This is a genomic window from Myroides sp. ZB35 (assembly GCF_001865835.1).
In the GTDB taxonomy this organism is placed as follows: Bacteria; Bacteroidota; Bacteroidia; order Flavobacteriales; family Flavobacteriaceae; genus Flavobacterium; species Flavobacterium odoratimimum.
In genome coordinates this window covers 616,342-640,461 of the sequence record NZ_CP017769.1, presented here as the reverse complement: position 1 = coordinate 640,461, position 24,120 = coordinate 616,342, and the positions used below count along the sequence as shown (strand labels likewise).

The following is a 24,120-nucleotide window of genomic DNA, read 5'->3' as shown; positions in this document are numbered from 1 at the left end:
TATTATGGAAAAAGAACAAGATCAATTTAGCCTTGAATTAGACGAGGCAACAGCAGAAGGAGTGTATTCTAATTTAGCGATTATCAATCATTCTAATACTGAATTTGTGGTTGATTTTGTTACCATAATGCCTGGAATGCCAAAGGGTAAAGTAAAGTCTAGAATTATTTTGACGCCTCAACACGCGAAGAGATTAATGACTGCTTTACAAGAAAATATCCAGCGCTATGAAGGTAGTAATGGAAGTATAGTTGATGTTGAAGCTACTGGTGAATTATCAGCTATAAAGTTTGGCACTAAAGGAGAAGCATAAATCCAATAGAATAGTTGATTTAACATCAACCAAAAGAAAAAGGTCTACATTTAATGTAGACCTTTTTTGTTTAAAAAGAGTTTTTTATTCTTGTCAATTTAGAATTATGGCTTTACTAATTAATGGAATAATCTCTTTTAGTTTTAAATATTATTAAGCTTCAGTTTGAAGTTAGCTAGTGTAATTGACATTTCATGATCTTTGCTTATAAGCTCTTTGACATTGTCAATATAATTGTTAAGCTTAGAGACTAGTTTTTTATACTTGTCAGTCTCCTGTTCTTTCCTATATAAGGTGGCTAACCTCATAGATATGTCTATGTATTGTAGATAGAGTTTAGGACCTGTTTTTAGATATGCTTTATAAGAAGCACATAATACTTCTAATCGACTTATGGCTTCGATATAGTAGTTAATAGCTAAACCATTATTTCCTTTTTGGAGCTGCTCATTAGCAAGTTCTTGCTTTAGTTGACAGCTTTTCTCTATGTGCATAATACATTCTATACTCATTTTACTAAATTTTTATTGACAAATTCCCAGTTGATTGCATTCCAAAATAATTGAATAAAGCTTGGCCTTGAATTTCTGTGGTCTATATAATATGCATGTTCCCATACATCTATAGTTAGTAAAGGCGTGTTTCCATAAACTATTGGTGTGTCAGCATCTTTTAGGCTCATTAGTTCCAGTTTATTTTCTGGAGTTAGTACTAACCATACCCATCCACTTCCAAATAATTTAGTCGCTTTGTCAATGAATTGAGTTTTTAGTTCTTCTAGAGATCCGAAGTACTTACCTATCATATCTAGTAGCTCTTCATTAGGCTGACCACCTTGATTAGGAGTAATAGATTTCCAAAAAAAAGAGTGATTAAAATGTTGTGCAGCATTGTTAAATATGGCTACTTCTCCTTCTGCTTGTGTACCTGTGATAATGTTCTCTAAACATTCATCTTCCCATTTCGTGTTTGTTATTAAATGGTTAAGGTTGTTTACATACGTTTGATGATGTTTTCCATAGTGATAATCGAATCCTTCAGTAGATATAAAAGAATTGAAAGAATTTTTATCATATGGTAAATCAGGAAGTTTGAATTTCATTATTTATAGTTTTATTTTTGTTAGACAAGGCTAAATTAATAATTTAGATTAGACTAAAAAATTATTTAGATATTTTTTTGTTTACAATTATATAACAATGATTAACTGTTTGGTAATCGTTAAACGTTGTGTCGACTAATGGCATTTCATTCTTTTGTGACTGTATTAAGTGGGGTATTTAGTACAACCAACAACAACACAATTTTAAGTAATGAAAAAAGTTAGACGTAATTGTCATCAAATTTGTTTGATTATAGGAAGTGTTTTATTGCTACAATCAAATTCATTATTCGCTTCTAATGTTTCAACTGATGCGTTAGATAGTATGACTACTAAATCTTCTTCAGAGCAAAGTAGTGGCTCGATCGTAAAGGGAAAAGTAATTGATAACCTTGGATTGACTTTACCTGGTGCAGTGGTTCAGCTGTCTGGATCTAAGCACATCACATCGACTGATCTAGATGGTAACTTCACATTATCTGTGCCTGATACTTTCTTAAAAGGTGAGATCATCATTTCTTTTATGGGATTTGAAGAGAAGAAAATGATTGTTAGTAAAGGTGATTTTGTGAATGTGACCTTAGTAGAGTCAAGCAGTATGCTTAATGAAGTTGTAGTAACGGCTTTAGGTATTAAGAGAGAAGAGAAGCAATTGGGGTTCTCCCAACAGACTTTGAACAGTGAACAATTAGACAATACTCGTTCTAATACTTGGTCAGATGCTTTAAAAGGAAAAGTGGCTGGTATGACTATGACCTCTGCTAGTTCTGGACCAATGAATTCGACACAAATTAAGTTGCGTGGTGATCGATCATTAAATGCTGATGCTAATGGGGCATTAGTGGTAGTAGATGGTGTGATCGTTAATAGTACTTTGTGGAGTAGTGGTGCTGGAGATTCTTATATTGGTACTGATGCTCCTGTAGATTATGGTAACGGTATAGCTGATATAAATCCTGATGATATAGAAAGTATCTCTGTGCTTAAAGGACCAGGTGCAGCTGCATTATATGGTTCTAGAGCTAGTAACGGAGTATTAATGATTACTACTAAATCTGGAAAAAAAGACAAAGGATTAGGTATTTCTTTTAATTCTAATGTTAGTTTTGACGTGATTCAGAGATGGCCAAAATATCAATACGAATATGGTCAAGGTAGTGGAAATAGCTTTGACAAGGAAGGTAATCCTTATTACTCTTACGGCTTATCAGATGATGGTGCGAATACGGGAAGTACGAGTAGTGCATTCGGACCTAAGTTTGAAGGACAATATTACTATCAGTACGATCCTACAACAGAGACTCAGGGTGCAGAAAGAACCTTGTGGAGACCATATAAGAATAATATAAAAGACTTCTGGCGTACAGGTATTACTACCACTAACACTTTAGGTCTATCAGGCGGAAGTGATAAAGGAGATATTAGAACAACGATAACGCACTCTAAGAATGAGTGGATCATGCCTAACACCGGCTTCGATAGAACTACGCTGTCTACTAAGGCGAAGTATAATATCTCTGATGCAGTTACTTTAAATGCTAATGTTAGTTATACCAACAGAAAGAGTGATAACCTACCAGGTACAGGATATGGTAACCATACGATAGGATATTTTATGATCTTTCAGAATCCTAATGTTGACTTAGAATGGTATAGACCTATCTGGAAAAAAGATTATAACCAGACACAACAAATACATCCGTTTAGCTCATATATAGAGAATCCTTATCTAATCGCTTATGAGACGACTAATCCAGTAAATACAAACACTATAACAGGAAGCCTATCGACTGATATTACTCTTGCACCTAAATTAAAATTAATGTTACGTGCTGCGTTGAACTCACGTAATGATAAACGTGAACAGCGTAGACCTTATAGCACGACTAAGTTCGGTAAAGGATACTTTAGAACACAACAGATAAACTTCCAAGAGATCAACACTGATGTCTTATTAACCTATACAGATAATGACTCAGATATATTTACCTATAGCGGATCTATAGGAGGGAATATGCTTGATTCTAAATATCACAGTGTGACATCTTATGTAGACGGACTAGTTACGCCTGGTGTATATATGTTAGCGAATGGTATCAATAATCCTATCACTAATGTTCTAGATGACGATTATAAAGTGAACTCTATCTATGGAATGGCTTCAGTTGGGTATAAGAATATGGTATTCTTAGATGGAACTATTCGAAATGACTGGTCGAGTACATTGCCTAAAATGAATTGGTCATTTTTATATTCTTCATTAAACGCAAGTTTTGTGTTGAATGATATTTTTAGAATGCCTGCGAGTATTGATTACTCTAAACTGAGAGTGTCTGTGGCAAAAGTAGGTAATGGTACTAAACCATATCAAACGTTGAAATATTATTCTAATAGTGCCTTTGCGAGCTCTGCTACGTCTGCTACCACTTTACATAATGGTGAATTAAAACCAGAAGGTACTAATTCGTTTGAGATTGGATATGAACACAAAATGTTTGGCAATAGATTAGGTCTTGATGTGACAGTCTATGAAACCAATACAAAAAATCAAATTATTACTGTACCATTAAATTATGTGACAGGATATAATAAGGCTGTAATTAATGGAGGAGATGTACGCAATAGAGGTATTGAACTAATGTTAAGTGGTACACCTATTAAGACAAAAGATTTCTCTTGGAACACCTCAGTGAACTGGGCTAAAAACAAGAATAAAATCTTAAGCCTAGCAGAAGAGTTCGAAGGAGGAGATCAACAAGTATTAGCTACATCTGGTACAGCATCTATTATAGCTAAAGTAGGAGGAACCACAGGAGACTTATACGGTTATAAATTTGTGAGAGATGATCAAGGGCAAATCGTATATACTGATAAAGGACTTCCTGAACAATCTAAAGAAATAGAATATATCGGTAGTGCTTATGCAGATTGGACGATGGGATGGACTAATACGTTTAAGTATAAAGGATTTAAGTTCAGCTTTACGATAGATGGGCAGTACGGAGGTAATGTATATTCACAGTCTCATCATAAGATGAGTGAACAGGGGAAACTAGAACACACTTTATACGGTAGAGAACAAGGATATATCATAGGAGATGGAGTAGTGAGAAATGGAGATGGTACATTCTCTCCTAATACGACTAAGGTAGACCCAGCTAGTTACTATAAAGAATACTATAGAAGAGCTAATCTAGAGTCTAATACATTCGATGCTTCTTACATCAAATTGAGAGAAGTGAGTTTTGAATATAATTTCTCTAAGCAGATATTAAATAAGTTACGCCTGAAGAAGCTAAGTGTGTCTGTATATGGACGTAATCTAGCGATGTTGTCTAACTTCCCGTTATTTGATCCAGAGACAGCAGCGTTAAATGGAGGTTCTATGATGCCAGGAGTAGAGATGGGGCAGATGCCATCACCTGCTACTTACGGTTTTAGCATTAAACTAGATATCTAATATTAAGAAAACGACAGATGAAAATCAAAAATATATTTTTAGGATTATCAGCAACAGTATTGCTGACTGTGAGTTGTACTTCTGATTTTGAAGAGAAGAATATTGATCCTAACCGTTTACAACAGATTAGCCCAGCAACGTTATTAAACCCTATCATCTATGAGATGGCTAGTCATAATATGTATCGCAGTTGGTCTCATAATAATCATTTAATGCAAGATATCGTGGTTTATCCTAGTGATGTACCAGGTATGCAACGATATGATTTAAGTGATGATGTAGGAGCGTCATCGTGGAATGCTTATTACAGATGGTTAAAGAATGCTCGAGATATGGAGTATGAAGCCGTGAAGGTAGCAGATCCTAACTATGAAGCGATGGCTTTAACTCTAAAAGCGTGGATTACTTCGAACTTAACAGATTTGTTCGGGGATGTACCTTATTTTGAAGCGTCTAAGGGAGAAGAGAAGATTCTATATCCTGCATTTGATTCACAAGAGAAGATATACGATAGCCTTTTAGCAGATCTAGAGAGAGCGAATAGCTTATATGATTTAAATAGGAAGTTAGTATATAATCCTGATATTTTATATATAGACTCAAAGACATATTGGGATGATTGGCAAAAGTTTACGAATAGTTTGCATTTGCGTTTATTGTTGAGAATATCAAATAAAGAAAATAAGAATGCATATCAACGTATGCTGACGATACTTAACGATCCAGATAAGTATCCTATTATTAATGATGTGAAGTCACAGGCTAACCTAAAGATAACAGGGGTAACACCTAATATCTCTCCATGGAGTCGTATTCAAGATTTTACATTAAGTCGTAAGATGGCTTCTTTCTTTATTGATAATTTAAATGATTTTAATGACCCGAGACTTCCACTATATGCAACAGAAGCATACAGAGTAGAAGGGAAGAAGAAAATATATATAGGGTATAAAGGAATACCTAGTGCCTTTGATGGTTCAGACTCACAGTTTGATTACGAAGCTTCTACATTGAATAATGTTATGGCGGCTAATCCTACAGAAGCACCTATACTAACGTATGCTGAAGTATTATTTATAAAGGCTGAGTTAGCTCAGAAGGGATACTTATCAGATGCAAAGGGGTATTATGAGCAGGCGGTGAAAGAGGCTATTACATCTAAGGGATTAGAGATGCCAACTAATTATTTTACTTTAGAAAGTACTAGGTATAATGGTACATTAGAGCGTATAATGTTACAAAAATATTATGCATTGTATATGAACGATTATCAACAGTGGTTCGAATATAAGCGTACAGGATATCCTAAGCTACCTAAGACAGAGTCAATGCTAAACGATGGGAATATGCCTAATAGATTCCCATACCCGATCAATATACGTACTCAGAACAAAGGTAATTATGAGAAAAAGGTAGCAGAGATGGGAGGAGATAATATTAACTATAAGATGTGGTGGCAAAATTAGTTTTGATTAGAACTACTTAGTTTATTCACTATTATAGATCATTAAGTAAGAGAGTGTTTATAGTGTATTATATATTTTATAATGTAGAAGAGAGCCTGTGAGAATAGGCTCTCTTCTTTTTTAGGTATTGCATGCAAACTTAGTATGAATTGGTACTAAAGTAATGCGAGTTGAGTCCGTAGTGAGTCCGTTAAAACAAGGATAGAAACGGACTTAGTATGCAGGCAAGATAGAAGTGCGATTAACTGATCTGCACTAAGAGACAATGAATAGTCAAGGTTGATAGATGACAGATAATAACACTAGCAGATGGAGAATACTATAAATGAGCTATAATAGGAGTTTTTAGAAGATTTTACAGACTAGTTGCCCTTTATTCGAAAGGTGGTATAATTTATGTCTCTTTAAATGAGGTTGATATTAGCAATATTGAGGATGTTATAATAAGATTAAAAAAGCAAAAGAGGGATTTTTAGGTTTAAGTTTTAAAAAATAGAAATGTAAGTAAACGATCTAATTATAAGGTATTGTTAAATTAATTGTCTAAAATATTATCAAATCTAAAATACTTCAAATAAATTTTTCAGTCTAGTGTAGATATATTATTTTTGCTTCTCCACAGTAGTGTGGTTAAACGAGAAAGTCTGTATTTTAAACGGGAGACCGTTTATGAAAAGTAAAGTCATATGAGAGAAATTACAAAAGAAGTTTATCTAAAGTGGTATGAAGACATGCTATTTTGGAGAAAGTTTGAAGATAAGCTTGCTGCTTTATATATTCAACAAAAAGTGAGAGGATTCTTGCATTTATATAATGGGCAGGAAGCAGTATTGGCTGGAGCTTTACATGCAATGGACATGTCTAAAGACAAGATGATTACAGCATATAGAAATCACGTTCAGCCAATCGGATTAGGAGTAGATCCTAAGCGTATTATGGCTGAGTTATTAGGAAAAGGTACTGGTACATCACAAGGATTAGGTGGATCTATGCACATCTTTTCTAAAGAACACCGTTTCTATGGTGGTCATGGTATCGTAGGGGGGCAAATTCCTCTAGGAGCTGGATTAGCATTCGCTGATAAATATTTTGACAGAAATGCTGTGACTATGTGTTACTTCGGTGATGGTGCAGCACGTCAAGGGTCTTTACACGAGACATTTAATATGGCTATGAACTGGAAATTGCCAGTAGTATTCATCATTGAGAACAATGGATATGCTATGGGGACTTCAGTAGAGCGTACAGCTAACCATAGTGATATTTGGAAATTAGGTTTAGGATACGAAATGCCTAGTGGACCAGTAGATGGTATGAACCCTGTAAAAGTAGCTGAAGCTATGTACGAGGCTATCGAAAGAGCTCGTCGTGGAGATGGACCTACTTTATTAGAAATGAAAACATACAGATATAGAGGTCACTCTATGTCAGATGCTCAACACTACCGTACTAAAGAGGAAGTAGAAGAGTACAAAAAAATAGACCCAATTACACAAGTATTAGATGTAATTAGAGAAAAAGGATATGCTACTGAAGCTGAGATCGAAGCAATGGATCAAAGAGTAAAAGATTACGTGGCTGAGTGTGAGAAATTCGCTGAAGAGTCTCCATTCCCAGAGAAAAACGTAATGTATGACGTAGTATACGAACAAGAGAATTACCCTTTTATCCCTCACAGATTATAATAAAAAGAACATGGCAGAAGTAATTACAATGCCACGCTTAAGCGACACGATGACAGAAGGTGTTGTTGCAGCATGGTTAAAAAAAGTTGGAGATAAGATTTCTGAAGGAGATATCCTTGCAGAAATTGAAACAGACAAAGCAACAATGGAGTTTGAATCATTTAATTCAGGTACATTGTTATATATTGGATTACAAGAAGGTGAATCTGCTCCTGTAGATTCGTTACTTGCTATTATAGGAAATGAAGGTGAAGATATTTCTGCTTTAATCAGTGGTGCGGGTAATGCTGCTCCTGCTGCTGAGGCTGCTGCTCCTGTAGTAGAGGCTAAAGTTGAAACACCAGCTCCTGCTGTGGCTGCTATGCCTGCTGGAGTTAAAATCATTACTATGCCTCGTCTTAGTGATACTATGACTGATGGTACAGTAGCTACTTGGATTAAAAAAGTAGGTGATAAGGTTCAGGAAGGAGATATCCTTGCAGAAATCGAAACTGATAAAGCTACTATGGAGTTCGAAGCTTTTGAGGCTGGAACTTTATTATATATTGGTATTAACGAAGGTGAGTCTGCTCCTGTTGATAGCGTATTAGCGATCTTAGGACCAGAAGGAACTGACGTATCAGCTGTAGTTGCATCTGCTCAAAACGGTGGTACTTTCGCTGCTGAGGCTCCTGCTACGGAGGCTCCTAAAGCTGAAGAACCAAAAACTGTAAACGTGGAGGCTGCTACTTCTACTAATGGGAGAGTATTCATTTCTCCATTGGCTAAGAAAATTGCTGAAGATAAAGGAATAAATATTACTGAGGTGAAAGGTTCAGGTGAGAATGGACGTATCATCAAACGCGATATTGAAAACTATACACCTGCTGCTAAAACTGCTGCTCCTGAAGCTGCAGCTACTGCTGCTGTACCTGCTGTTAAGGCATTCGTACCAGCTGGAGAAGTAAGTGTAGAGGAAGTGAAAAACTCACAAATGCGTAAAACTATTGCTCGTCGTTTAGCTGAGTCTAAGTTTACTGCTCCTCATTACTATTTAACTATCGAGTTAGATATGGATAATGCTATTGAGTCTCGTAAGATTATCAATAACTTACCTGATACGAAAGTGTCGTTTAACGATATGGTAGTGAAAGCATGTGCTATGGCACTTCGCAAACACCCTCAGGTGAATACACAATGGACTGATAATGCAACTATCTATAACAACCACATCAATATCGGTGTAGCTGTAGCTGTAGAGGATGGATTAGTAGTACCAGTATTACCATTCACAGATCAGATGTCTTTAACTCATATCGGTGGTAAAGTAAAAGAATTAGCTGGTAAAGCTAAGACTAAAAAACTTACTCCTGCTGAGATGGATGGAAGTACATTCACTGTGTCTAACTTAGGTATGTTTGGTATTCAGTCATTTACTTCTATTATTAACCAACCAAACTCTGCAATTCTATCAGTAGGTGCTATTGTAGAAAAACCAGTAGTGAAGAATGGTCAAATCGTAGTAGGTAATACAATGACAGTAACTCTAGCATGTGACCACAGAACTGTGGACGGTGCTACAGGTGCTCAGTTCTTACAAACATTTAAAGATTATGTAGAGAACCCAGTGACTATGTTGGCGTAATCTAAATAATAATATACTTAAGCCCTTATTCTTTTGAATAAGGGCTTTTTTATTGGTGATAATTTATGGTGTATGCTTGATATACAGTAGAATTTATTTTCTATAGTTGATTACCTTTTTGTATTTTTGATAAAAATATTTATAAATGAGAATTTTAAGCCTATTGGCAGCAGTCTTATTAGTTGGATGTGCTACTACTAAGACACCATCTGTTGTTAAAGCTAATGCTGAACAAAAGAATATTAAAGAAACATTATATTATTTAGCTTCTGATGAGTTACTAGGTAGAGATACTGGTACAGAAGGAGGTAAAATGGCTGGTGAGTACTTAGCTAAGCGATTAGAAGAGTACAAGATTAAGCCTTATTATAGCTCGTATAACGATACGTTGCAAAATGTAGCAGATGCTTGGAATATAGTAGGAGTTATACCAGGTAGTGATGAGACTTTAAAAAATGAGGTAGTGGTGTTAGGTGCTCATTATGATCATATCGGAATAGAAAAGTCTGTAGATGGGGATTCTATTGCAAATGGAGCGAATGATAATGCTGCTGGTACAGCTATCCTGTTAGAGTTAGCGCGTAACTTGAAGTTGCAAAATAATAAGCGTACAGTACTTGTGGCATTCTTCACAGGAGAAGAGAAGGGACTATGGGGATCTAAGCATCTAGCAGAGCGTTTAAAGAAAGAAAATGTGAATGTGGTATCTATGCTTAATTTTGAAATGTTAGGGCTGCCAATGAAGAGAGATTATATGACTTATCTTACAGGATATGATCTATCTACTATGGCAACTAAGTTAAACGAATTGGCAGGGAAGCCTATTGTAGGTAAATTAGAAAAGGCTGAGGAGTTTAATTTGTTTAAGCGTTCTGATAATTATCCTTTCTATCAAATGTTTAAAGTACCATGTCAAACATTTAGTTCTTTTGACTTTGAAAATTATGAATATTACCACCATGTAAAGGATGAAGCTCATTTAATGGATTTAAATTTTATGACTTCTTTTACACAAGATATAATACCGGTTGTGAACAAACTTGTTAATTTAGCTCCGGGAGAAATAAGAATGTATTAAAATGAAAAATGTAATTGTTACAGGGACAAGTAGAGGTATTGGACTAGAGTGCGTACAATGGTTGTCAAAATTAGGTCATAATGTATTGGCTGTATCTAGAAAAATATCAGATAAACTTAGTGATTTAGATAATGTTACTTGTTTAGCTGTTGATATAACTAAAGAAGAGGACCTTCAGAAGGTAGTTGCCTTTGTACAGGATAATTGGGAGCATGTAGATATCCTGATTAATAATGCAGGGGCTATCGTGAACAAACCTTTTGAGGAGATCACACAAGAAGATTTTCAGTATGTATACAATGTGAATGTATTCGGTGCTGCTCGTCTAATGCAAGTTACTATCCCATTTATGAAAGTGAATAGTCATGTGGTGTCAGTAAGTAGTATGGGAGGAGTGCAAGGAGTATTAAAATTCGGAGGATTAGCTGCGTATAGTTCTAGTAAAGGGGCTATCACTATCTTAAGTGAGTTGCTAGCTGAAGAGTATAAGGATAAGGGGATATTCTTTAATGTAGTAGCTTTAGGAGCAGTACAGACAGAGATGTTAGAAGAGGCATTCCCTGGATATCAAGCTCCACTTATGCCAGATGAAATGGCTGAGTATATCGTGAATTTTGCGATACATGGAAATAGATTTTTTAATGGGAAGGTGTTGCAAGTGTCTACTACTACCCCTTAAATAAAAATATAATTGATAGAGAAGCTAAAGCCATATTTACCTGAACAAGCAGTTGAACCTGTATTTGAATTGATAAAACACTATCATGTGCATCTAAAGATTGTACATGAGAGAGTTACACGTCATGGAGATTATACTCGTAATCACGATGGGAAACACATTATAACGATAAATTCTAACCTGAATCCTTACCGTTTTTTGATGACCTTGATTCACGAGATAGCTCATTTAGTGGCTTATCAGAAGTATAGAGGAGGAATAAAACCGCACGGAGTAGAGTGGAAAAGCACTTTTCAATTATTAATGTTACCCTTTTTAAGAGAAGAAGTGTTTCCTAGTGCATTATTACCTTTGTTAGCAAATCATTTTAGAAACCCTTCTGCTAGTAGCGATACTGATGAGAAGCTATCTATAGCGATGAGAAGGTATGATGTGCAGGATATAAATAATAACAATTGTTTTATATATGAAATTCCTTTAGGGAGTCATTTTAAAACGTATAACGGAAAGATATTTAAGCGTGGCCCTATACGGGTAAAGCGTTTCGAGTGTTTAGAAGTTTCAACGGGCAGAATGTATACTTTTAAAGCAAATGCTGAAGTAGAGTTGTTGACCCATTATGTTGTAAATAGATAAAGATATATGAGTTCAAATTATTATGCTGTGATTATGGCAGGTGGAGTAGGGTCACGCTTTTGGCCTGTGAGTACACCAGAGTTTCCAAAACAGTTTCACGATATGTTAGGATCAGGGGATACCTTGATACAAAAGACTTTTAAACGTCTGTCTCAGGTAGTGCCTAAAGAGAATATTCTGATTTTAACACATGAGAATTATAAAGAAATTGTAAAAGAACAATTGCCTTCTGTAGAATCTGATAGTATTATCCTTGAACCAGATATGCGTAATACAGCTCCTTGTATTCTCTATGCGGCTATGAAGATTAAGAAGAAGAATCCTAATGCTGTAATGGTTGTGGCTCCTAGTGATCACTGGATAGAAGATGAGTTACAGTTCGTATCTAACTTACAACGTACCTTTGATGTATGTGAGCGAGATAAGGTATTGATGACTTTAGGTATCTTACCTACGTTCCCAAATACGGGGTATGGATATATAGAGTTTAACAAGTTAGACTCTCGTCCTATCAAAAAGGTAGTTCAGTTTAGAGAGAAGCCTGATTATGTTACAGCACGTAAATTTATTCAAAGTAGACATTTTTTGTGGAATTCGGGTATTTTTATATGGAGTGTAAGCTCTATTTTAGATGCCTTTTCAGAATTTCAACCTGCGATGACTGAGTTGTTTGATAAAGGATATGAGTTCTTAAATACAGATAAAGAAAAAGCATTTATAGAAGAGAATTATTCTAAGGCAGAAAATATCTCTATAGACTATGCTGTGATGGAGAAGGCTAATAATGTATATGTATTGCCAGCTACATTTGATTGGAACGATCTAGGTACATGGGGATCTTTATATGATAAGCTTCCTAAAGATGATAATGACAATGCAGTAGTGAATGCTACAGCGTTTTTTAATAATGCTACAAATAACATTGTTAGAACTGCGAAAGGGAAAGTAGTGGTAGTGGATGGTCTGAATGACTATATCATCGTAGATAAGGATGATATCTTACTATTATACCCTAAGAAGAAAGAACAAGAGATTAAGGTTGTGAGTCAGCAAGTGACAGATAAACTTAAGTAAGAATACAAGAAAAGAAAAAGGAGTAAAATAATCAGTTTTACTCCTTTTTTATATTATTTCTTTTCGTTTCCGATTTGTCTCATAGCTTGACGTACCATTCTGAATAATTCTGATGAGTAGACAAAGTCAACTACATCTTCATTATCTGTCTGAATGATTTCTTTATGATTACCAGACCAGGCTAATACTCCATTTTTTAAGAATACAATGTGCTCACCGATCTCTAATACAGAGTTCATATCGTGTGTATTGATTACTGTAGTAATACCATACTCATGTGTGATCTCTTGAATAAGGTTGTCTATAACGATAGCTGTCTTCGGATCAAGACCTGAGTTAGGCTCATCACAGAATAAGTATTTAGGGTTGTTAACTATTGCTCTAGCTATCGCTACCCTTTTTTGCATACCTCCTGATATCTCTGAGGGCTTTTTTGTGTTAGCATTGATTAGATTTACACGATCTATAACTTCATTTACACGATGTGCTATTTCTGCATCAGATTTATTAGTAAACATTCGAAGAGGGAAAGCTATATTCTCTTCTACGGTCATAGAGTCAAATAAGGCACTTCCTTGGAATACCATTCCTATCTCTGTTCTCAACTCTCTTTTTTCAGTATTTGTCAGGTCTGTATATATTCTGCCATCAAAACTGATGGTTCCTTCATCTGGAATGTGAATACCTAGAAGAGTTTTAAGCATTACTGTTTTACCAGATCCACTCTGCCCAATGATAAGGTTAGTTTTTCCTGTTTCGAAAGTAGTTGTAATTCCTTTCAGTACTTGTGTACCATTGAACGACTTTTGTATATTTTTTACTTCGATCATTTCTTAGTTGCTTAAAAGTAGAGAGGTTAATATATAGTTGGTTAAGATAATAGCTACACTCGTCCATACGAATGAAGTAGTACTGGCTTTACCAACTTCTAATGCACCACCTTTCATATAGTAACCAAAGTATGATGGGATGGTAGCTAATAAGAATCCAAATAAGAAGGTCTTAATAAATGCGTATGTAACGTGGAATGGAGTAAATGAATCTTGTAATCCAATGATGAATTGTTCTGATGTAACAAAGTTCCCCATCACACCACCAAACCATCCTCCGACGATTCCTAAGAACATACTGATACCGATAACGAATGGATATAACATTACTGCTACTAGCTTAGGGAACACTAGGTAGTTAAGTGAGCTAACCCCCATTACTTCTAGTGCATCGATTTGTTCTGTTACACGCATCGTACCAATACTAGAGGTAATAAATGATCCCATCTTACCTGCCATAATGATAGAGATAAAGGTAGGAGCGAACTCTAGGATTACAGATTGTCTCGTTGCGAATCCAATAAGATATTTAGGTATAAGAGGGTTGGTTAAGTTAAGAGCAGTTTGGATAGCTACTACACCACCAACGAAAAACGATAGGAATGCCACAATACCTAAAGAACCAATGATAAGATCATCTATTTCTTTAAATATAAGTACTTTCATAACCTTCCACTTTGTCATTTTGCTAAACATTTCTTTTAGCATTATAAAGTACTGTCCTATATGTGTTAATCCAGATTTGATCATAAATATTAAAATATCGGCTAAATTACCAATTACAAATGAGTTTTAAGTTTATTAAAGTAAAAAAGTGATTAGAGTAACTTTGATTTTATCTTACTCCAACGGTATTTACGTATAAAAATGCCTTGCTCTTCAGTGACTAAATACGGTTGTTTTTCTCTTTTTGCTTTGTAGTAGCCACTGATATAATCTATGAATAAGAAAGGTTTCTTCTTCTTCATTGCTAGTTTTAATGCTGCTATACTTGTTATTATTATTCCGTAGTGAAGTCTGTAGAAAGCTTCTCCTTGTTTATACCTAGCCGCTTTATTATACATTGCCCCAGTAGGTTTGAGGTGTTTCACTTTTAGCGTATCTATCGTAACGATCTTCCAGTTGTAAAATCTAGACAAGAGTTCATCTACTGTATCCCATCCCATGGCAGGTTTAAGTCCTCCTATCTGTTTAAAACAGTCTAGTCGATATGCTTTAAATGCGCCTCTAATATGGTCCTTATCTGTAAGGCTTTCGATTACCCATTCTTTGTTTTTCTCTATATAGGCAAAGCCTCCTACCATACCTATAGCTTGGTCTTGCGCAAAAGTACTTGCAATAGTAGCAAAGTAATCATTAGGTAGGATAAGATCAGCATCTAGCTTTACAATAAACTCGTATTGATCTAAGTTGTTTACCTGTTCTAAACCATAGTTAAAAGCTTGTACAACTTTACTACCAGGTAGATGTATAGCTTCAGATGCTTTGTGGATTAGTTTTATATAAGGATGATGAGCATAGTTACTTATTACAATATCTGCTGTATCATCTGTCGAATTATCGTTTACAACTATTACATCAGTAGGTAATAATGTCTGCGAAATTATACTGTCTAAAGTGAGACCGATAAAAGCCGATTCATTATAAGCAGGTATGGTAATTAGGTATTTCATGTAATAGTATTTGTGTGAATACATATTATTAAAAGCAAACTATATTCACATAAGAACTACAAATTTAAAAAAAATAGTAGTTAAGGACTTATTAGCAAGTATATTTGTAATAGACTAACAGGTAATTATACTATGCAGGATAAAATATCTACGAAACAAGCCTTTCTTTTTACTATAATCAATTATATAGGTGTATTGATAGGAGTGGTGTCTACGGTGTTAATCTATCCTCAGGACAAAGAACTGTTAGGTATTATCCGTTTTGTAGATGCATGTGCGCAGATTATGTTTCCGATTATTGTTTTAGGAAGCACACATGCATTGATTAACTTTTACCCCAAATTAAGTGAGCGTTTACAAGGCAAACTCTTTAGTTATAGTATGCTCTCTATGATTAAGCTCACGATAGGAGTAGGGATAGTATTACTATTAGGATCCTATGTCTATGATGGTGCTGAGCTGAGATATGTAGTTATGGGGTTTGTACTAGCTATTTCAATGGCTTATATAGAGCTATTTAGACGACAAGCGACTAATCTACAACGCCTTTCTTTTCCTACTTTTTTTGAAAAGATTATCCCTAAGATAGCTTTACCAACAGTGTTCTTAATAGTAGTGTATGGTAGCTTTTCGGTAGATAAGGCAGTGTGGTATTATATTGTTTCTTACTATATTATCGCCATAGTAATAGGAACTTATATATATAGACACTTTAAGTTTAATTGGCATTGGAAGTACGACGACTTATTTACTTATGTAGGAAAGAAGGAGTATTATGCATATAGCTTATTCGCCTTTGCAGGAAGCTTTGGATCTTTCTTTGCGTTTAGGGTAGACTCTTTGATGATTCCTTACTTTATCTCTTATGAAGCGAATGGTACGTATAATATTGGAGTGACCTTAGCGTCTACACTCGCTATACCAGCTACAGGAGTATTTGCACTATATGCACCTATTATATCTGATTTAATAAAGAGAGCGGAATTGCGTACACTGAATATGAAATATAAAGAAGTAGCACGTAATCTTTTCTTTATTGGTATGCTTCTTTTTAGCTGTGTTGCCGTAGGTATAGAACCTCTATTTCAGTTGTTGCCTACTTATGATAAGTTAGCCCCTTCATTGCCGATTATCTATTTACTAGGTATTAATGTGGTGATTAATATGTCTACAGGGTTTAATACAGAGATTATTTCTTATTCTAAGTATTACCGTTTTAATTTAGTGTCTATTCTTAGTTTGATGGTTCTTAATGTTGTTTTGAACTATGTATTATTAGCCTATACAGATTTAGGAATATTCGGTGTGGGACTAGCTTCACTATTGTCTCTAACGTTGTTTAATATAGCTAAGACTTACTACATTTATCAGAAGATGAAGTTATGGCCATTCGATACTAACTTCTTTAAGCTATTGTTATTGATGGTCACTTTTGTTGTTATTATATTTTCTATACCTAATAGTTCTCTCCCTCTATTAGTCTTAGTCTTAAAAGTTGGATTAGTGATTATCTTAAACTTCATTGTTCTATTAAAGACAAATTGGGTTATAGGAATAAAGTCAATGTTAGATAAGCTACTTCGCAAACTAGGTTTGTAACCTATATAAAAACAACAACGCGATATACCTTACAGGGATATACCGCGTTGCTTATAAAAAATGGATATTCTCGTTGTTTAATTTTCTGGAATAACTTTCTTCTTGATTTTAGTCAATAGGAATATCGTTGTTATAATACAAAGACTTCCTATATAGTCCATCAATTCAAAGTTGACCCCAAAATATACTACAGCTATTAAAGTAGCAGACAGAGGTTCGGCACAAGCTAATAAACTAGCTCTTTGTGGTCCAATATTCTTTATCGCCATTAAGAAGATATAGAACGGTATCAATGTACCTAAGAAGATAATGAATAATACTGCCAAATATGTATCTGTATCCCATATACCTTCTAGCTTATGTGGAGGGTGTATAATACTCATCGCTATACCTGCGATAAGCATGCTCCAACCTATAATAGCAATAGGGCTATATCTATTCAATAAATGTACAGGCATAAGTGTATATACGGCTAATGCTATAGCAGAAGCTATACCCCATATTAATGCTGTAGGAGTGATATTCAGTGTATTAATATCTCCATGTGTTACCAATAAGAATGTACCTAACATCGCCATTCCTATCGCTAAGAATTCAATAGGCTTAGGCCATTTGCTCAGTCTTAATGCTAGATAGATAGCGATGAACACAGGGCCAGTGTATTGTATTACTGTTGCTGTTGCTGCATTAGAGTGAAGTATAGTTACAAAGTAAGTGTACTGTACTGTCAGCATTCCTAATAAACTAAAAAGCATTAATTGAATGACATCTTTTTTGTCTTTCCAGATATTTACGACATCAGGATTCTTTCTGACAATCCCAAATAATAACATTAATACTCCTGAGATAAGAAGACGAACAGTAACTAACCATTCTGCGTTAAACTCTTTTTCTCTAAAAAGGAACTGAGCAAAAGCTCCAGATACTCCCCATAACATCGCTGCAAAGATTGCGGATGCAAAGCCTAAAAACTTATTGTTTAATTGCATTTTTAAAAACGTACTTCTAAGTACATTATTAGTTGAATATATTGTGATAAAAAGGATTCTTTTTACCTAAAGACTAACGCAAAATTACTGATAAATATGACTGTAAAATAGTAAAAAATACTACAGTATACGAATTGTCTACTCTGTATAAAATAGCTAGTTTTAAGAGAGGTTTATTAAGTATTTATCGAGATGTAATGCATATTCGATAAGTTATTTTTAGTTTTATAATTACAGCGATGTTCTATTTTATGCTGTATTGTATAGAAATATGCAAAGCTTAGTTATTTTTCTTCTAGTTTATTACTTTTTCTTTATTGTATAGCTTGATTATATAAAGTATAGCTAGTAGTAATGCTATAGCCGTTATGAGGTATCTTATTCCTAGTGCAGTGGGAGTGGTAATAGCTCCTGTAGATGAGATTATTAATGTGACAAAAGAGGTAAGCACATATACCAATCCGCCCATTAGACCACCTGCTGTACCTGCATTATTTGGAAACTGTAACATGGTCGTGGTAAAGAAATTATTAAATAAAGTACCAGAGCAGATATGTATAAGAAATAGAAAACCAATTAATAAAGGCAAGCTCTCTATCCATATTGTAGTAATTAATAGAACTGCAATAAGAGATAGTTGTACTAATGAAGGCTTAAGAGCTTTAGGCTTTAAGTCTAAGTGCATTCTTTTCTTTCCTATTATACCGCCGAGCATCCATGAGAATCCAAGTACTAATGTACAATAACCAATAACTACAGAACCATAGTTAAATGTGTTTTCAATTAGAAAAGGCCCTGCTATATTAAAGATCATTACGATAGAGTAGCTAAGTCCTAATATTAGGGTACCAATCATAAATCTCTTTTCACTTAGCATCATTTTATATAAGCTTAATGTATCAGATAAATTAAACTTCTTCTTCTCAGGAATACTCTCACCACTGATACACAGGTCTAAGATTAATAAAACCCCTGAATAGATAGCTAAGAAATAGAAGTTAGCATGCCAGTTAAATAGCTTCTCTAAGTATCCACCTAAGAAAGGCGCTAATATAGGACCACATGACCATACGATCGTAAAGTAGCTTAAGTAATACTGTCTCTTCGTTTCATCATAGATGTCTATAAAGATAGCGCGTGTAGCAACTACTAATGTAGAGATGGCCATCCCTTGTATAATCCTCATAATACAGATATAGAAGACGCTATCCATCTGTGTGATACTAAGATTGGTAAAGATTAATATCAGTAACGCGACTAAACGCGGTTTGTATCTTCCTATATTGTCTAAAAGACTACCTACGAATATCTGTGATATACCATAGCTTAATAGATAGCAGGTAAGGGTAAGCTGTATGTCTTGTTCTGATACAGCTAGTCCTTTAGCCATAGAAGGGAATGACGGTAAATATATATCGGTCACAAAACCAGAAAGGGGTATAGAACAAAAGGCAAGTATAGTGGCTAGCCTCTTTCTTTGTTCACTTGCTTCTCTTAACATAGATAATAATTGTTGTTTGTGGGGCAAAATTAAGTCTATGAGTGATTTTTGGAATTAAATATCTCAAAGGGATAATTGTAAAAATCAAAGATTAGGTTAGTGGTTGCTTTTATATTTTAAAGGAGTGATGCCAGCATTTTTCTTGAAGAAGTTATTGAAGTGAGAAGGTTGGTCAAATCCTAGTGTATATCCTACTTCTGCTATGTCCCAACTCGTGTTCTTTAGCAGGCTTTTTGCCTCTTCGAATAGTCTCTCTTTGATTAGCTGAGTAGTAGTCTTATTCGTAGTTGATTTAATAGATGCATTGAGATGATTGACGTGTACATTTAAGGCTTTAGCATAGTCTGAAGCTGATTTATACTGTAGCGGATAAGCTGGTGAGTCCAAGGGAAATTGCTTGTTAAGTAAATCATCGAATAGTCTATATAGTCTAGTGCTACTAGGTGTTTCTTCTAGTTGTAGATCGTCTACTTTTAGTTGTAATGCTTGATGAAGTAATAGGGCTAACAAGTTTCTGATAATCTCAAACTTTAAGGGATAATCACTCTGTGCCATGCTATACATCTGTTTAAAGTAGGTAGAGGCCAACTCTAATTGTTCTTCATCTAAGAAGATAAAAGGCTTACTCCACTCTTTAAATAAAGAGGTTTTTTTAAAGAATTCAATGGTACTGTGTTCTATCAGAAACTCTTGGTTAAATAAGCAAAAGTATCCTTCTTGTCGATTGCTCAGACATTCCCATTCGTATGGAGTAGTAGGGCATGGTAAGAATAAGGCAGGCCTGTCTATAACGAGGTGATGCTCTCCGTATTTAAACTCTCCTGCACCTATAATAAGGCAGACTTTATAATAATCTCTTCTGTTATAAGGCGTTTTAAAGTTACAGTATTTGCGCATATTAATATTAAAGTGAGATTTGCCACACTGATACTCAGCAGTATCTAAAGCATAGTATTGGTTAGTCACTCCATCTTTATAATAATCGCTAATAGTCTCTAAATCTTTACTCATAATATAATTAGAACTTTATAGAAGAGCAAAGTTACTAAAATCAAATAAAATACAATTAGTAGGGATATTGTATTTAGGAGTAGATGTAAATAAAAGAGAACCATAACTTGGTTCTCTTTTATGGTCTTTATAGAAGCACTAATTAGAAGTATGCAGTCAGCCTTACCCCCATACTTAAGTAGTTAAGAGGATGCCTTACTATATTTACTTTTAGATCTCCTTCGTCTAATACATCTTCGTTTATGATATAAGTAATCTTAGATTGACTGTGATTGAAGTCTGAGTAGGCAGTTAGTCCTAAGTTGTCAGTGATATTATAAGTAAGCGCTAAACCACTTGTAAATTGAAATACATTAGCAGGTTTATATTCTGCTAGCTGTACTTTTCCATCTTCTAGTTCAGGGATATGAACTTCGTGAGACAACACTTTTAACGAGATATTTCCATCTGCCCCTATGCTATAGCCACCTAATGCTTTTATCATCAGATCCCATCTGTCAGAGAAATGGATCGCATAGTATGGCCCTACAGAGAAAGTTAGATTACCCATAGATTCGGATAAGATTTTTCCTCTGATATTTGGGTCCTCAGGATCATTGACTTTATTCTCTGCAAAGGGAAAACTAGCTACTGTGATTTGACCTCCTAGTCCCCAGTGCCTATTGAAGAAGTAAGCTCCTTCTAGTCCTGCTTCCCAGCCGAGCTTTGCAAGAGATTTATTGTCTTCTGTTTCTATTATGCTTTCTAGCCCACTTGTGTACCCAAGTTTTATAGCCATAAAAGAAGGGTTTTCATTTCCTTCGAATTTTGATATGAGACTGAGATTATCTCCTTTGTTCCCATATATTTTATCTACGAAGAAGTAAGCTAGTTGAGTAGACAATATACCAATACCTGCTCCAGCTAATATATCGGGTGCCCAATGTCTATTATTAAGGCTACGCCCAAGACCAGTCATGGTAGCAGCACCATATCCACCTATGGAATACATAGGGTTGACTAGACCGTATTCTTTATCTAAGAAGGCAGCATTAGCAAAGGCCATTGCAGTATGACCAGACGGGAATGAGTTTTTAGAAGAACCATCAGGGCGTTCTACTTTTGCAGTATATTTTACTCCATTGACTAGAATAGCCATGATAGCCATACTAGTAGCATAGGATATAGCAGAACGCTTAAAGTCATTACGCCCTTTTACACCAGCTGCTTTTAGACCAAAGGTAGCCGCTGCAGGAGCATATTGTAATAGATCATCATATTTATACTGAAATGTGGGAACGTATCTATTGCGTATTTCTCTAATTTCTTCTTTTTTATTCCACGTTAGCCCTGAAGCTGTTAAGAGTATCGCAGGGACAAAGCTAATTTGTACAGCATCTTTCTCAAAAAAAGTCTTCTCTTTCTTAGGAGATAAACCGTAGTTAGGCGTTGTCGGTGCAGTTAGATGTTGTTTATTATTGATTAATTGCCCCCAACCTAGGGTTTGATACAATGTTAATAAACAGACGAAATAAATAGTGTTTTTCATTCTTTACTTTCTTTTTGTTTGCAAAATTACCTTTTAAGGTGTTTTTTAGAATCAAAAAGAGCTTTATTATACTGATGGCGTTAGTTTAGAAAATTTGTTATTTGTATAAGGAAGCTGGAATTATTTTTCTTCTAATAAAGAATAAGAAGAATGACTAAAAATAGACGATTGCTTCTTTTATTATTGATTTAAACTTAAATATTTCTAGTAAACTTTCGATTTAATTAAAATGACTATATGTGAACTTGTCTTTTGAGCTTATATTTTGTGAAAAATTGGCATTACTATTGATAATTATTTGATAGAGTTTTTATTGTGTTTTTAGTGAAGTAACTAAACACAACAGAAGGAGTTTATAATAGAAAGTATAGTCGAGTGTATAGTTTAGATCGGATTTTAAAATTTATAATAGCTGTAGCTACACTATTACTAATAGTTGATTTATTTGACTTTTTTAGTAATAATTTAGTTAGTTATATATGTTACAGCGCATTAGGTGTCTGTACAGCTATTCTCTTTTATACAGGAAAGTCTTGTGGAAAAGAGAGAAAGGAAAACAAATAATAGAAATATTAATAGAGGAGTATTATAAAAAAAAGAGAGCATGAAGCTCTCTCTCTAATACATATTTTATACCTGATAAGTAAAGGCATTAATGTTCATACCTGCTCCTACAGAAGCGAATAGGATAATATCCCCTTGTTCTAATTGGTGCGGGTCTAGTTGCTTATTGATAATCATATCATATAGAGTCGGTAGAGTAGCCACACTACTGTTCCCTAGTTTTTGAATATTCATAGGCATGATATGTTCTGGCATTTCCATATCGTATAACTCGAAGAAACGTTTTACGATAGCTTCATCCATTTTCTCATTAGCCTGGTGTATCATCACCTTTTTGATTTTGTTGATATCTATTCCGCTCTTATCCACACAGCTCTTCATTGCTAACGGTACATTAGTTAGTGCAAATTCATAAATCTTGCGTCCAAACATCTTGATGTACTTAGTGTTCTCGTCTAAGTCAGGATTATAAGATTTGCCATAGTGAATGAAGAAAGCCTCGTCTAGTGTATAACTAGCAGACTCTACAGATAGTATTCCTCCTTCTTCATTAGTCAGTTCTAATATAGTAGCTCCAGCACCATCTGCATAGATCATAGAGTCCCTATCGTGTAAGTCTATCACACGTGATAATGTTTCTGCTCCGATGACTAGACATCTCTTCGCCATACCTACTTTCATAAACGCATAGGCTTGTATCACACCTTGTAGCCAACCAGGGCACCCAAAAAGAACATCAAATGCTACACATGATGGATTGGCGATCTTTAGGTTGTGTTTTACCCTAGATGCTAAGCTAGGTACGATATCAGACTGCAATGTTCCGTGCTTTACATCTCCGAAGTTATGCGCAAAGATGATATAGTCTAATGTCTCTGGGTCTATACCTGCACTTTTGATAGCGTGCTCAGAGGCGATAGTACCGATATCACTGGTAGTTAATTCATGTTCTACATATCTTCTTTCTTCTATCCCTGTTATTTGTTGTAGTTTATAAGCTGTACGTTGGTTAGTATCTTTTAATGGTTGTCCTTGTTCATCTCTAAAGTCAAACTGGTCGAAATTCGTATTATCTATTACTTTAGTCGGGATATAAGATCCTGAACTTATTATTTTAATATTCATAATATCGTTTTTGGGTTAATTGTAAGGTAAACTTAGAGCTTTATATTTATTAATGATAAGTTTTTTCTCTTTTTTTTGAAGTATTCTGAAATGCTGTTTTGATTTCGTAGTACTTTTCGTGTAGGTATATAATAATAATGCCAATAAGTAATATTTATTGTGTACTATTACTTATTGGCATTA

At 34.8% G+C, this 24,120-nt stretch carries 20 protein-coding genes; 10 read left to right on the top strand and 10 right to left on the bottom strand.

What is annotated here, in order from left to right:
* Positions 1 to 4: 4 nt before the first annotated feature.
* Positions 5 to 313 (top strand): DUF3467 domain-containing protein, encoded by a 309-nt coding sequence (locus BK054_RS02940; RefSeq protein ID WP_006259586.1) that lies wholly within the window; start codon positions 5 to 7, stop codon positions 311 to 313.
* A gap of 143 nt (positions 314 to 456) precedes the next feature.
* Here BK054_RS02940 and BK054_RS02935 read toward each other — a convergent pair whose 3' ends face one another.
* Both BK054_RS02935 and BK054_RS02930 read right to left on the bottom strand, forming a co-directional pair.
* The gene (locus BK054_RS02935; RefSeq protein WP_006259585.1) at positions 457 to 825 is read right to left on the bottom strand and encodes a hypothetical protein; all 369 of its coding nucleotides are present in this window, start codon (positions 823 to 825) and stop codon (positions 457 to 459) included.
* Positions 822 to 1,415, bottom strand: a complete 594-nt coding sequence (locus BK054_RS02930; protein WP_006259584.1) for a superoxide dismutase — start codon at positions 1,413 to 1,415, stop codon at positions 822 to 824. Before BK054_RS02930 ends, BK054_RS02935 begins: the two co-directional genes overlap by 4 nt.
* A 211-nt stretch (positions 1,416 to 1,626) precedes the next feature.
* On the opposite strand from BK054_RS02930, the gene BK054_RS02925 reads away from it, so the two are divergent.
* The 8 genes from BK054_RS02925 to BK054_RS02890 all read left to right on the top strand — a co-directional run bounded on the left by BK054_RS02925 (position 1,627) and on the right by BK054_RS02890 (position 13,117).
* Positions 1,627 to 4,875: a SusC/RagA family TonB-linked outer membrane protein gene (locus tag BK054_RS02925; RefSeq protein ID WP_071306893.1), complete on the top strand. Its 3,249-nt coding sequence runs from the start codon at positions 1,627 to 1,629 to the stop codon at positions 4,873 to 4,875.
* A gap of 17 nt (positions 4,876 to 4,892) precedes the next feature.
* On the top strand, positions 4,893 to 6,341 hold the full coding sequence (locus BK054_RS02920) for a SusD/RagB family nutrient-binding outer membrane lipoprotein (RefSeq protein WP_006266917.1): 1,449 nt from the start codon (positions 4,893 to 4,895) through the stop codon (positions 6,339 to 6,341).
* Positions 6,342 to 7,027: 686 nt separating this feature from the next.
* Positions 7,028 to 8,026 carry a pyruvate dehydrogenase (acetyl-transferring) E1 component subunit alpha gene (gene pdhA / locus BK054_RS02915; protein WP_006259581.1) on the top strand — a complete coding sequence of 333 codons (999 nt, stop codon included), beginning with the start codon at positions 7,028 to 7,030 and terminating at the stop codon, positions 8,024 to 8,026.
* Between the two features lie 10 nt (positions 8,027 to 8,036).
* Positions 8,037 to 9,650: a 2-oxo acid dehydrogenase subunit E2 gene (locus tag BK054_RS02910; protein ID WP_006266918.1), complete on the top strand. Its 1,614-nt coding sequence runs from the start codon at positions 8,037 to 8,039 to the stop codon at positions 9,648 to 9,650.
* Between the two features lie 145 nt (positions 9,651 to 9,795).
* Positions 9,796 to 10,728: a M20/M25/M40 family metallo-hydrolase gene (locus tag BK054_RS02905; RefSeq protein ID WP_006266919.1), complete on the top strand. Its 933-nt coding sequence runs from the start codon at positions 9,796 to 9,798 to the stop codon at positions 10,726 to 10,728.
* A gap of 1 nt (position 10,729) precedes the next feature.
* Positions 10,730 to 11,407, top strand: a complete 678-nt coding sequence (locus BK054_RS02900) for an SDR family NAD(P)-dependent oxidoreductase (RefSeq protein WP_006266920.1) — start codon at positions 10,730 to 10,732, stop codon at positions 11,405 to 11,407.
* A 12-nt stretch (positions 11,408 to 11,419) separates the two neighbouring features.
* Positions 11,420 to 12,043, top strand: a complete 624-nt coding sequence (locus tag BK054_RS02895) for a SprT-like domain-containing protein (RefSeq protein WP_006259577.1) — start codon at positions 11,420 to 11,422, stop codon at positions 12,041 to 12,043.
* 6 nt (positions 12,044 to 12,049) lie between these two features.
* Positions 12,050 to 13,117, top strand: coding sequence for a mannose-1-phosphate guanylyltransferase (locus BK054_RS02890; RefSeq protein WP_006259576.1), 1,068 nt, complete (start codon positions 12,050 to 12,052; stop codon positions 13,115 to 13,117).
* A 53-nt stretch (positions 13,118 to 13,170) separates the two neighbouring features.
* Here BK054_RS02890 and BK054_RS02885 read toward each other — a convergent pair whose 3' ends face one another.
* The 3 genes from BK054_RS02885 to BK054_RS02875 all read right to left on the bottom strand — a co-directional run bounded on the left by BK054_RS02885 (position 13,171) and on the right by BK054_RS02875 (position 15,620).
* Positions 13,171 to 13,947 carry an ABC transporter ATP-binding protein gene (locus tag BK054_RS02885; protein WP_006266923.1) on the bottom strand — a complete coding sequence of 259 codons (777 nt, stop codon included), beginning with the start codon at positions 13,945 to 13,947 and terminating at the stop codon, positions 13,171 to 13,173.
* A gap of 3 nt (positions 13,948 to 13,950) precedes the next feature.
* Entirely contained in the window at positions 13,951 to 14,697 is a 747-nt protein-coding gene (locus tag BK054_RS02880) for an MlaE family ABC transporter permease (RefSeq protein ID WP_006259573.1), read from the bottom strand.
* Between the two features lie 68 nt (positions 14,698 to 14,765).
* Positions 14,766 to 15,620: a glycosyltransferase family 2 protein gene (locus tag BK054_RS02875; protein WP_006266924.1), complete on the bottom strand. Its 855-nt coding sequence runs from the start codon at positions 15,618 to 15,620 to the stop codon at positions 14,766 to 14,768.
* 132 nt (positions 15,621 to 15,752) lie between these two features.
* On the opposite strand from BK054_RS02875, the gene BK054_RS02870 reads away from it, so the two are divergent.
* Positions 15,753 to 17,219: a lipopolysaccharide biosynthesis protein gene (locus BK054_RS02870; RefSeq protein WP_006266925.1), complete on the top strand. Its 1,467-nt coding sequence runs from the start codon at positions 15,753 to 15,755 to the stop codon at positions 17,217 to 17,219.
* Positions 17,220 to 17,296: 77 nt separating this feature from the next.
* Here the strand turns inward: BK054_RS02870 and BK054_RS02865 are convergent, their stop codons facing one another.
* The 5 genes from BK054_RS02865 to BK054_RS02845 form a co-directional block, all read right to left on the bottom strand.
* Positions 17,297 to 18,208 carry a DMT family transporter gene (locus BK054_RS02865; protein WP_006266926.1) on the bottom strand — a complete coding sequence of 304 codons (912 nt, stop codon included), beginning with the start codon at positions 18,206 to 18,208 and terminating at the stop codon, positions 17,297 to 17,299.
* A gap of 295 nt (positions 18,209 to 18,503) precedes the next feature.
* Positions 18,504 to 19,709 carry an MFS transporter gene (locus tag BK054_RS02860; protein ID WP_006266927.1) on the bottom strand — a complete coding sequence of 402 codons (1,206 nt, stop codon included), beginning with the start codon at positions 19,707 to 19,709 and terminating at the stop codon, positions 18,504 to 18,506.
* A 96-nt stretch (positions 19,710 to 19,805) separates the two neighbouring features.
* Entirely contained in the window at positions 19,806 to 20,720 is a 915-nt protein-coding gene (locus tag BK054_RS02855) for a helix-turn-helix domain-containing protein (RefSeq protein WP_006266928.1), read from the bottom strand.
* 142 nt (positions 20,721 to 20,862) lie between these two features.
* Positions 20,863 to 22,248 (bottom strand): phosphatase PAP2 family protein, encoded by a 1,386-nt coding sequence (locus BK054_RS02850; RefSeq protein WP_006266929.1) that lies wholly within the window; start codon positions 22,246 to 22,248, stop codon positions 20,863 to 20,865.
* Between the two features lie 630 nt (positions 22,249 to 22,878).
* A complete protein-coding gene (locus BK054_RS02845; RefSeq protein WP_006259563.1) occupies positions 22,879 to 23,937 on the bottom strand; it encodes a 3-oxoacyl-ACP synthase III family protein in 1,059 nt (352 codons plus the stop codon).
* Positions 23,938 to 24,120: the final 183 nt, after the last annotated feature.

What these genes read in the sequence shown, in the direction of transcription:
- BK054_RS02940 (WP_006259586.1), top strand. Translation starts at nt 5, where the DNA reads ATGGAAAAAGAACAAGATCAATTTAGCCTTGAATTAGACGAGGCAACA.
- BK054_RS02935 (WP_006259585.1), bottom strand. Translation starts at nt 825, where the DNA reads ATGAGTATAGAATGTATTATGCACATAGAGAAAAGCTGTCAACTAAAG.
- BK054_RS02930 (WP_006259584.1), bottom strand. Translation starts at nt 1,415, where the DNA reads ATGAAATTCAAACTTCCTGATTTACCATATGATAAAAATTCTTTCAAT.
- BK054_RS02925 (WP_071306893.1), top strand. Translation starts at nt 1,627, where the DNA reads ATGAAAAAAGTTAGACGTAATTGTCATCAAATTTGTTTGATTATAGGA.
- BK054_RS02920 (WP_006266917.1), top strand. Translation starts at nt 4,893, where the DNA reads ATGAAAATCAAAAATATATTTTTAGGATTATCAGCAACAGTATTGCTG.
- pdhA (WP_006259581.1), top strand. Translation starts at nt 7,028, where the DNA reads ATGAGAGAAATTACAAAAGAAGTTTATCTAAAGTGGTATGAAGACATG.
- BK054_RS02910 (WP_006266918.1), top strand. Translation starts at nt 8,037, where the DNA reads ATGGCAGAAGTAATTACAATGCCACGCTTAAGCGACACGATGACAGAA.
- BK054_RS02905 (WP_006266919.1), top strand. Translation starts at nt 9,796, where the DNA reads ATGAGAATTTTAAGCCTATTGGCAGCAGTCTTATTAGTTGGATGTGCT.
- BK054_RS02900 (WP_006266920.1), top strand. Translation starts at nt 10,730, where the DNA reads ATGAAAAATGTAATTGTTACAGGGACAAGTAGAGGTATTGGACTAGAG.
- BK054_RS02890 (WP_006259576.1), top strand. Translation starts at nt 12,050, where the DNA reads ATGAGTTCAAATTATTATGCTGTGATTATGGCAGGTGGAGTAGGGTCA.
- BK054_RS02885 (WP_006266923.1), bottom strand. Translation starts at nt 13,947, where the DNA reads ATGATCGAAGTAAAAAATATACAAAAGTCGTTCAATGGTACACAAGTA.
- BK054_RS02880 (WP_006259573.1), bottom strand. Translation starts at nt 14,697, where the DNA reads ATGATCAAATCTGGATTAACACATATAGGACAGTACTTTATAATGCTA.
- BK054_RS02875 (WP_006266924.1), bottom strand. Translation starts at nt 15,620, where the DNA reads ATGAAATACCTAATTACCATACCTGCTTATAATGAATCGGCTTTTATC.
- BK054_RS02870 (WP_006266925.1), top strand. Translation starts at nt 15,753, where the DNA reads ATGCAGGATAAAATATCTACGAAACAAGCCTTTCTTTTTACTATAATC.
- BK054_RS02865 (WP_006266926.1), bottom strand. Translation starts at nt 18,208, where the DNA reads ATGCAATTAAACAATAAGTTTTTAGGCTTTGCATCCGCAATCTTTGCA.
- BK054_RS02860 (WP_006266927.1), bottom strand. Translation starts at nt 19,709, where the DNA reads ATGTTAAGAGAAGCAAGTGAACAAAGAAAGAGGCTAGCCACTATACTT.
- BK054_RS02855 (WP_006266928.1), bottom strand. Translation starts at nt 20,720, where the DNA reads ATGAGTAAAGATTTAGAGACTATTAGCGATTATTATAAAGATGGAGTG.
- BK054_RS02850 (WP_006266929.1), bottom strand. Translation starts at nt 22,248, where the DNA reads ATGAAAAACACTATTTATTTCGTCTGTTTATTAACATTGTATCAAACC.
- BK054_RS02845 (WP_006259563.1), bottom strand. Translation starts at nt 23,937, where the DNA reads ATGAATATTAAAATAATAAGTTCAGGATCTTATATCCCGACTAAAGTA.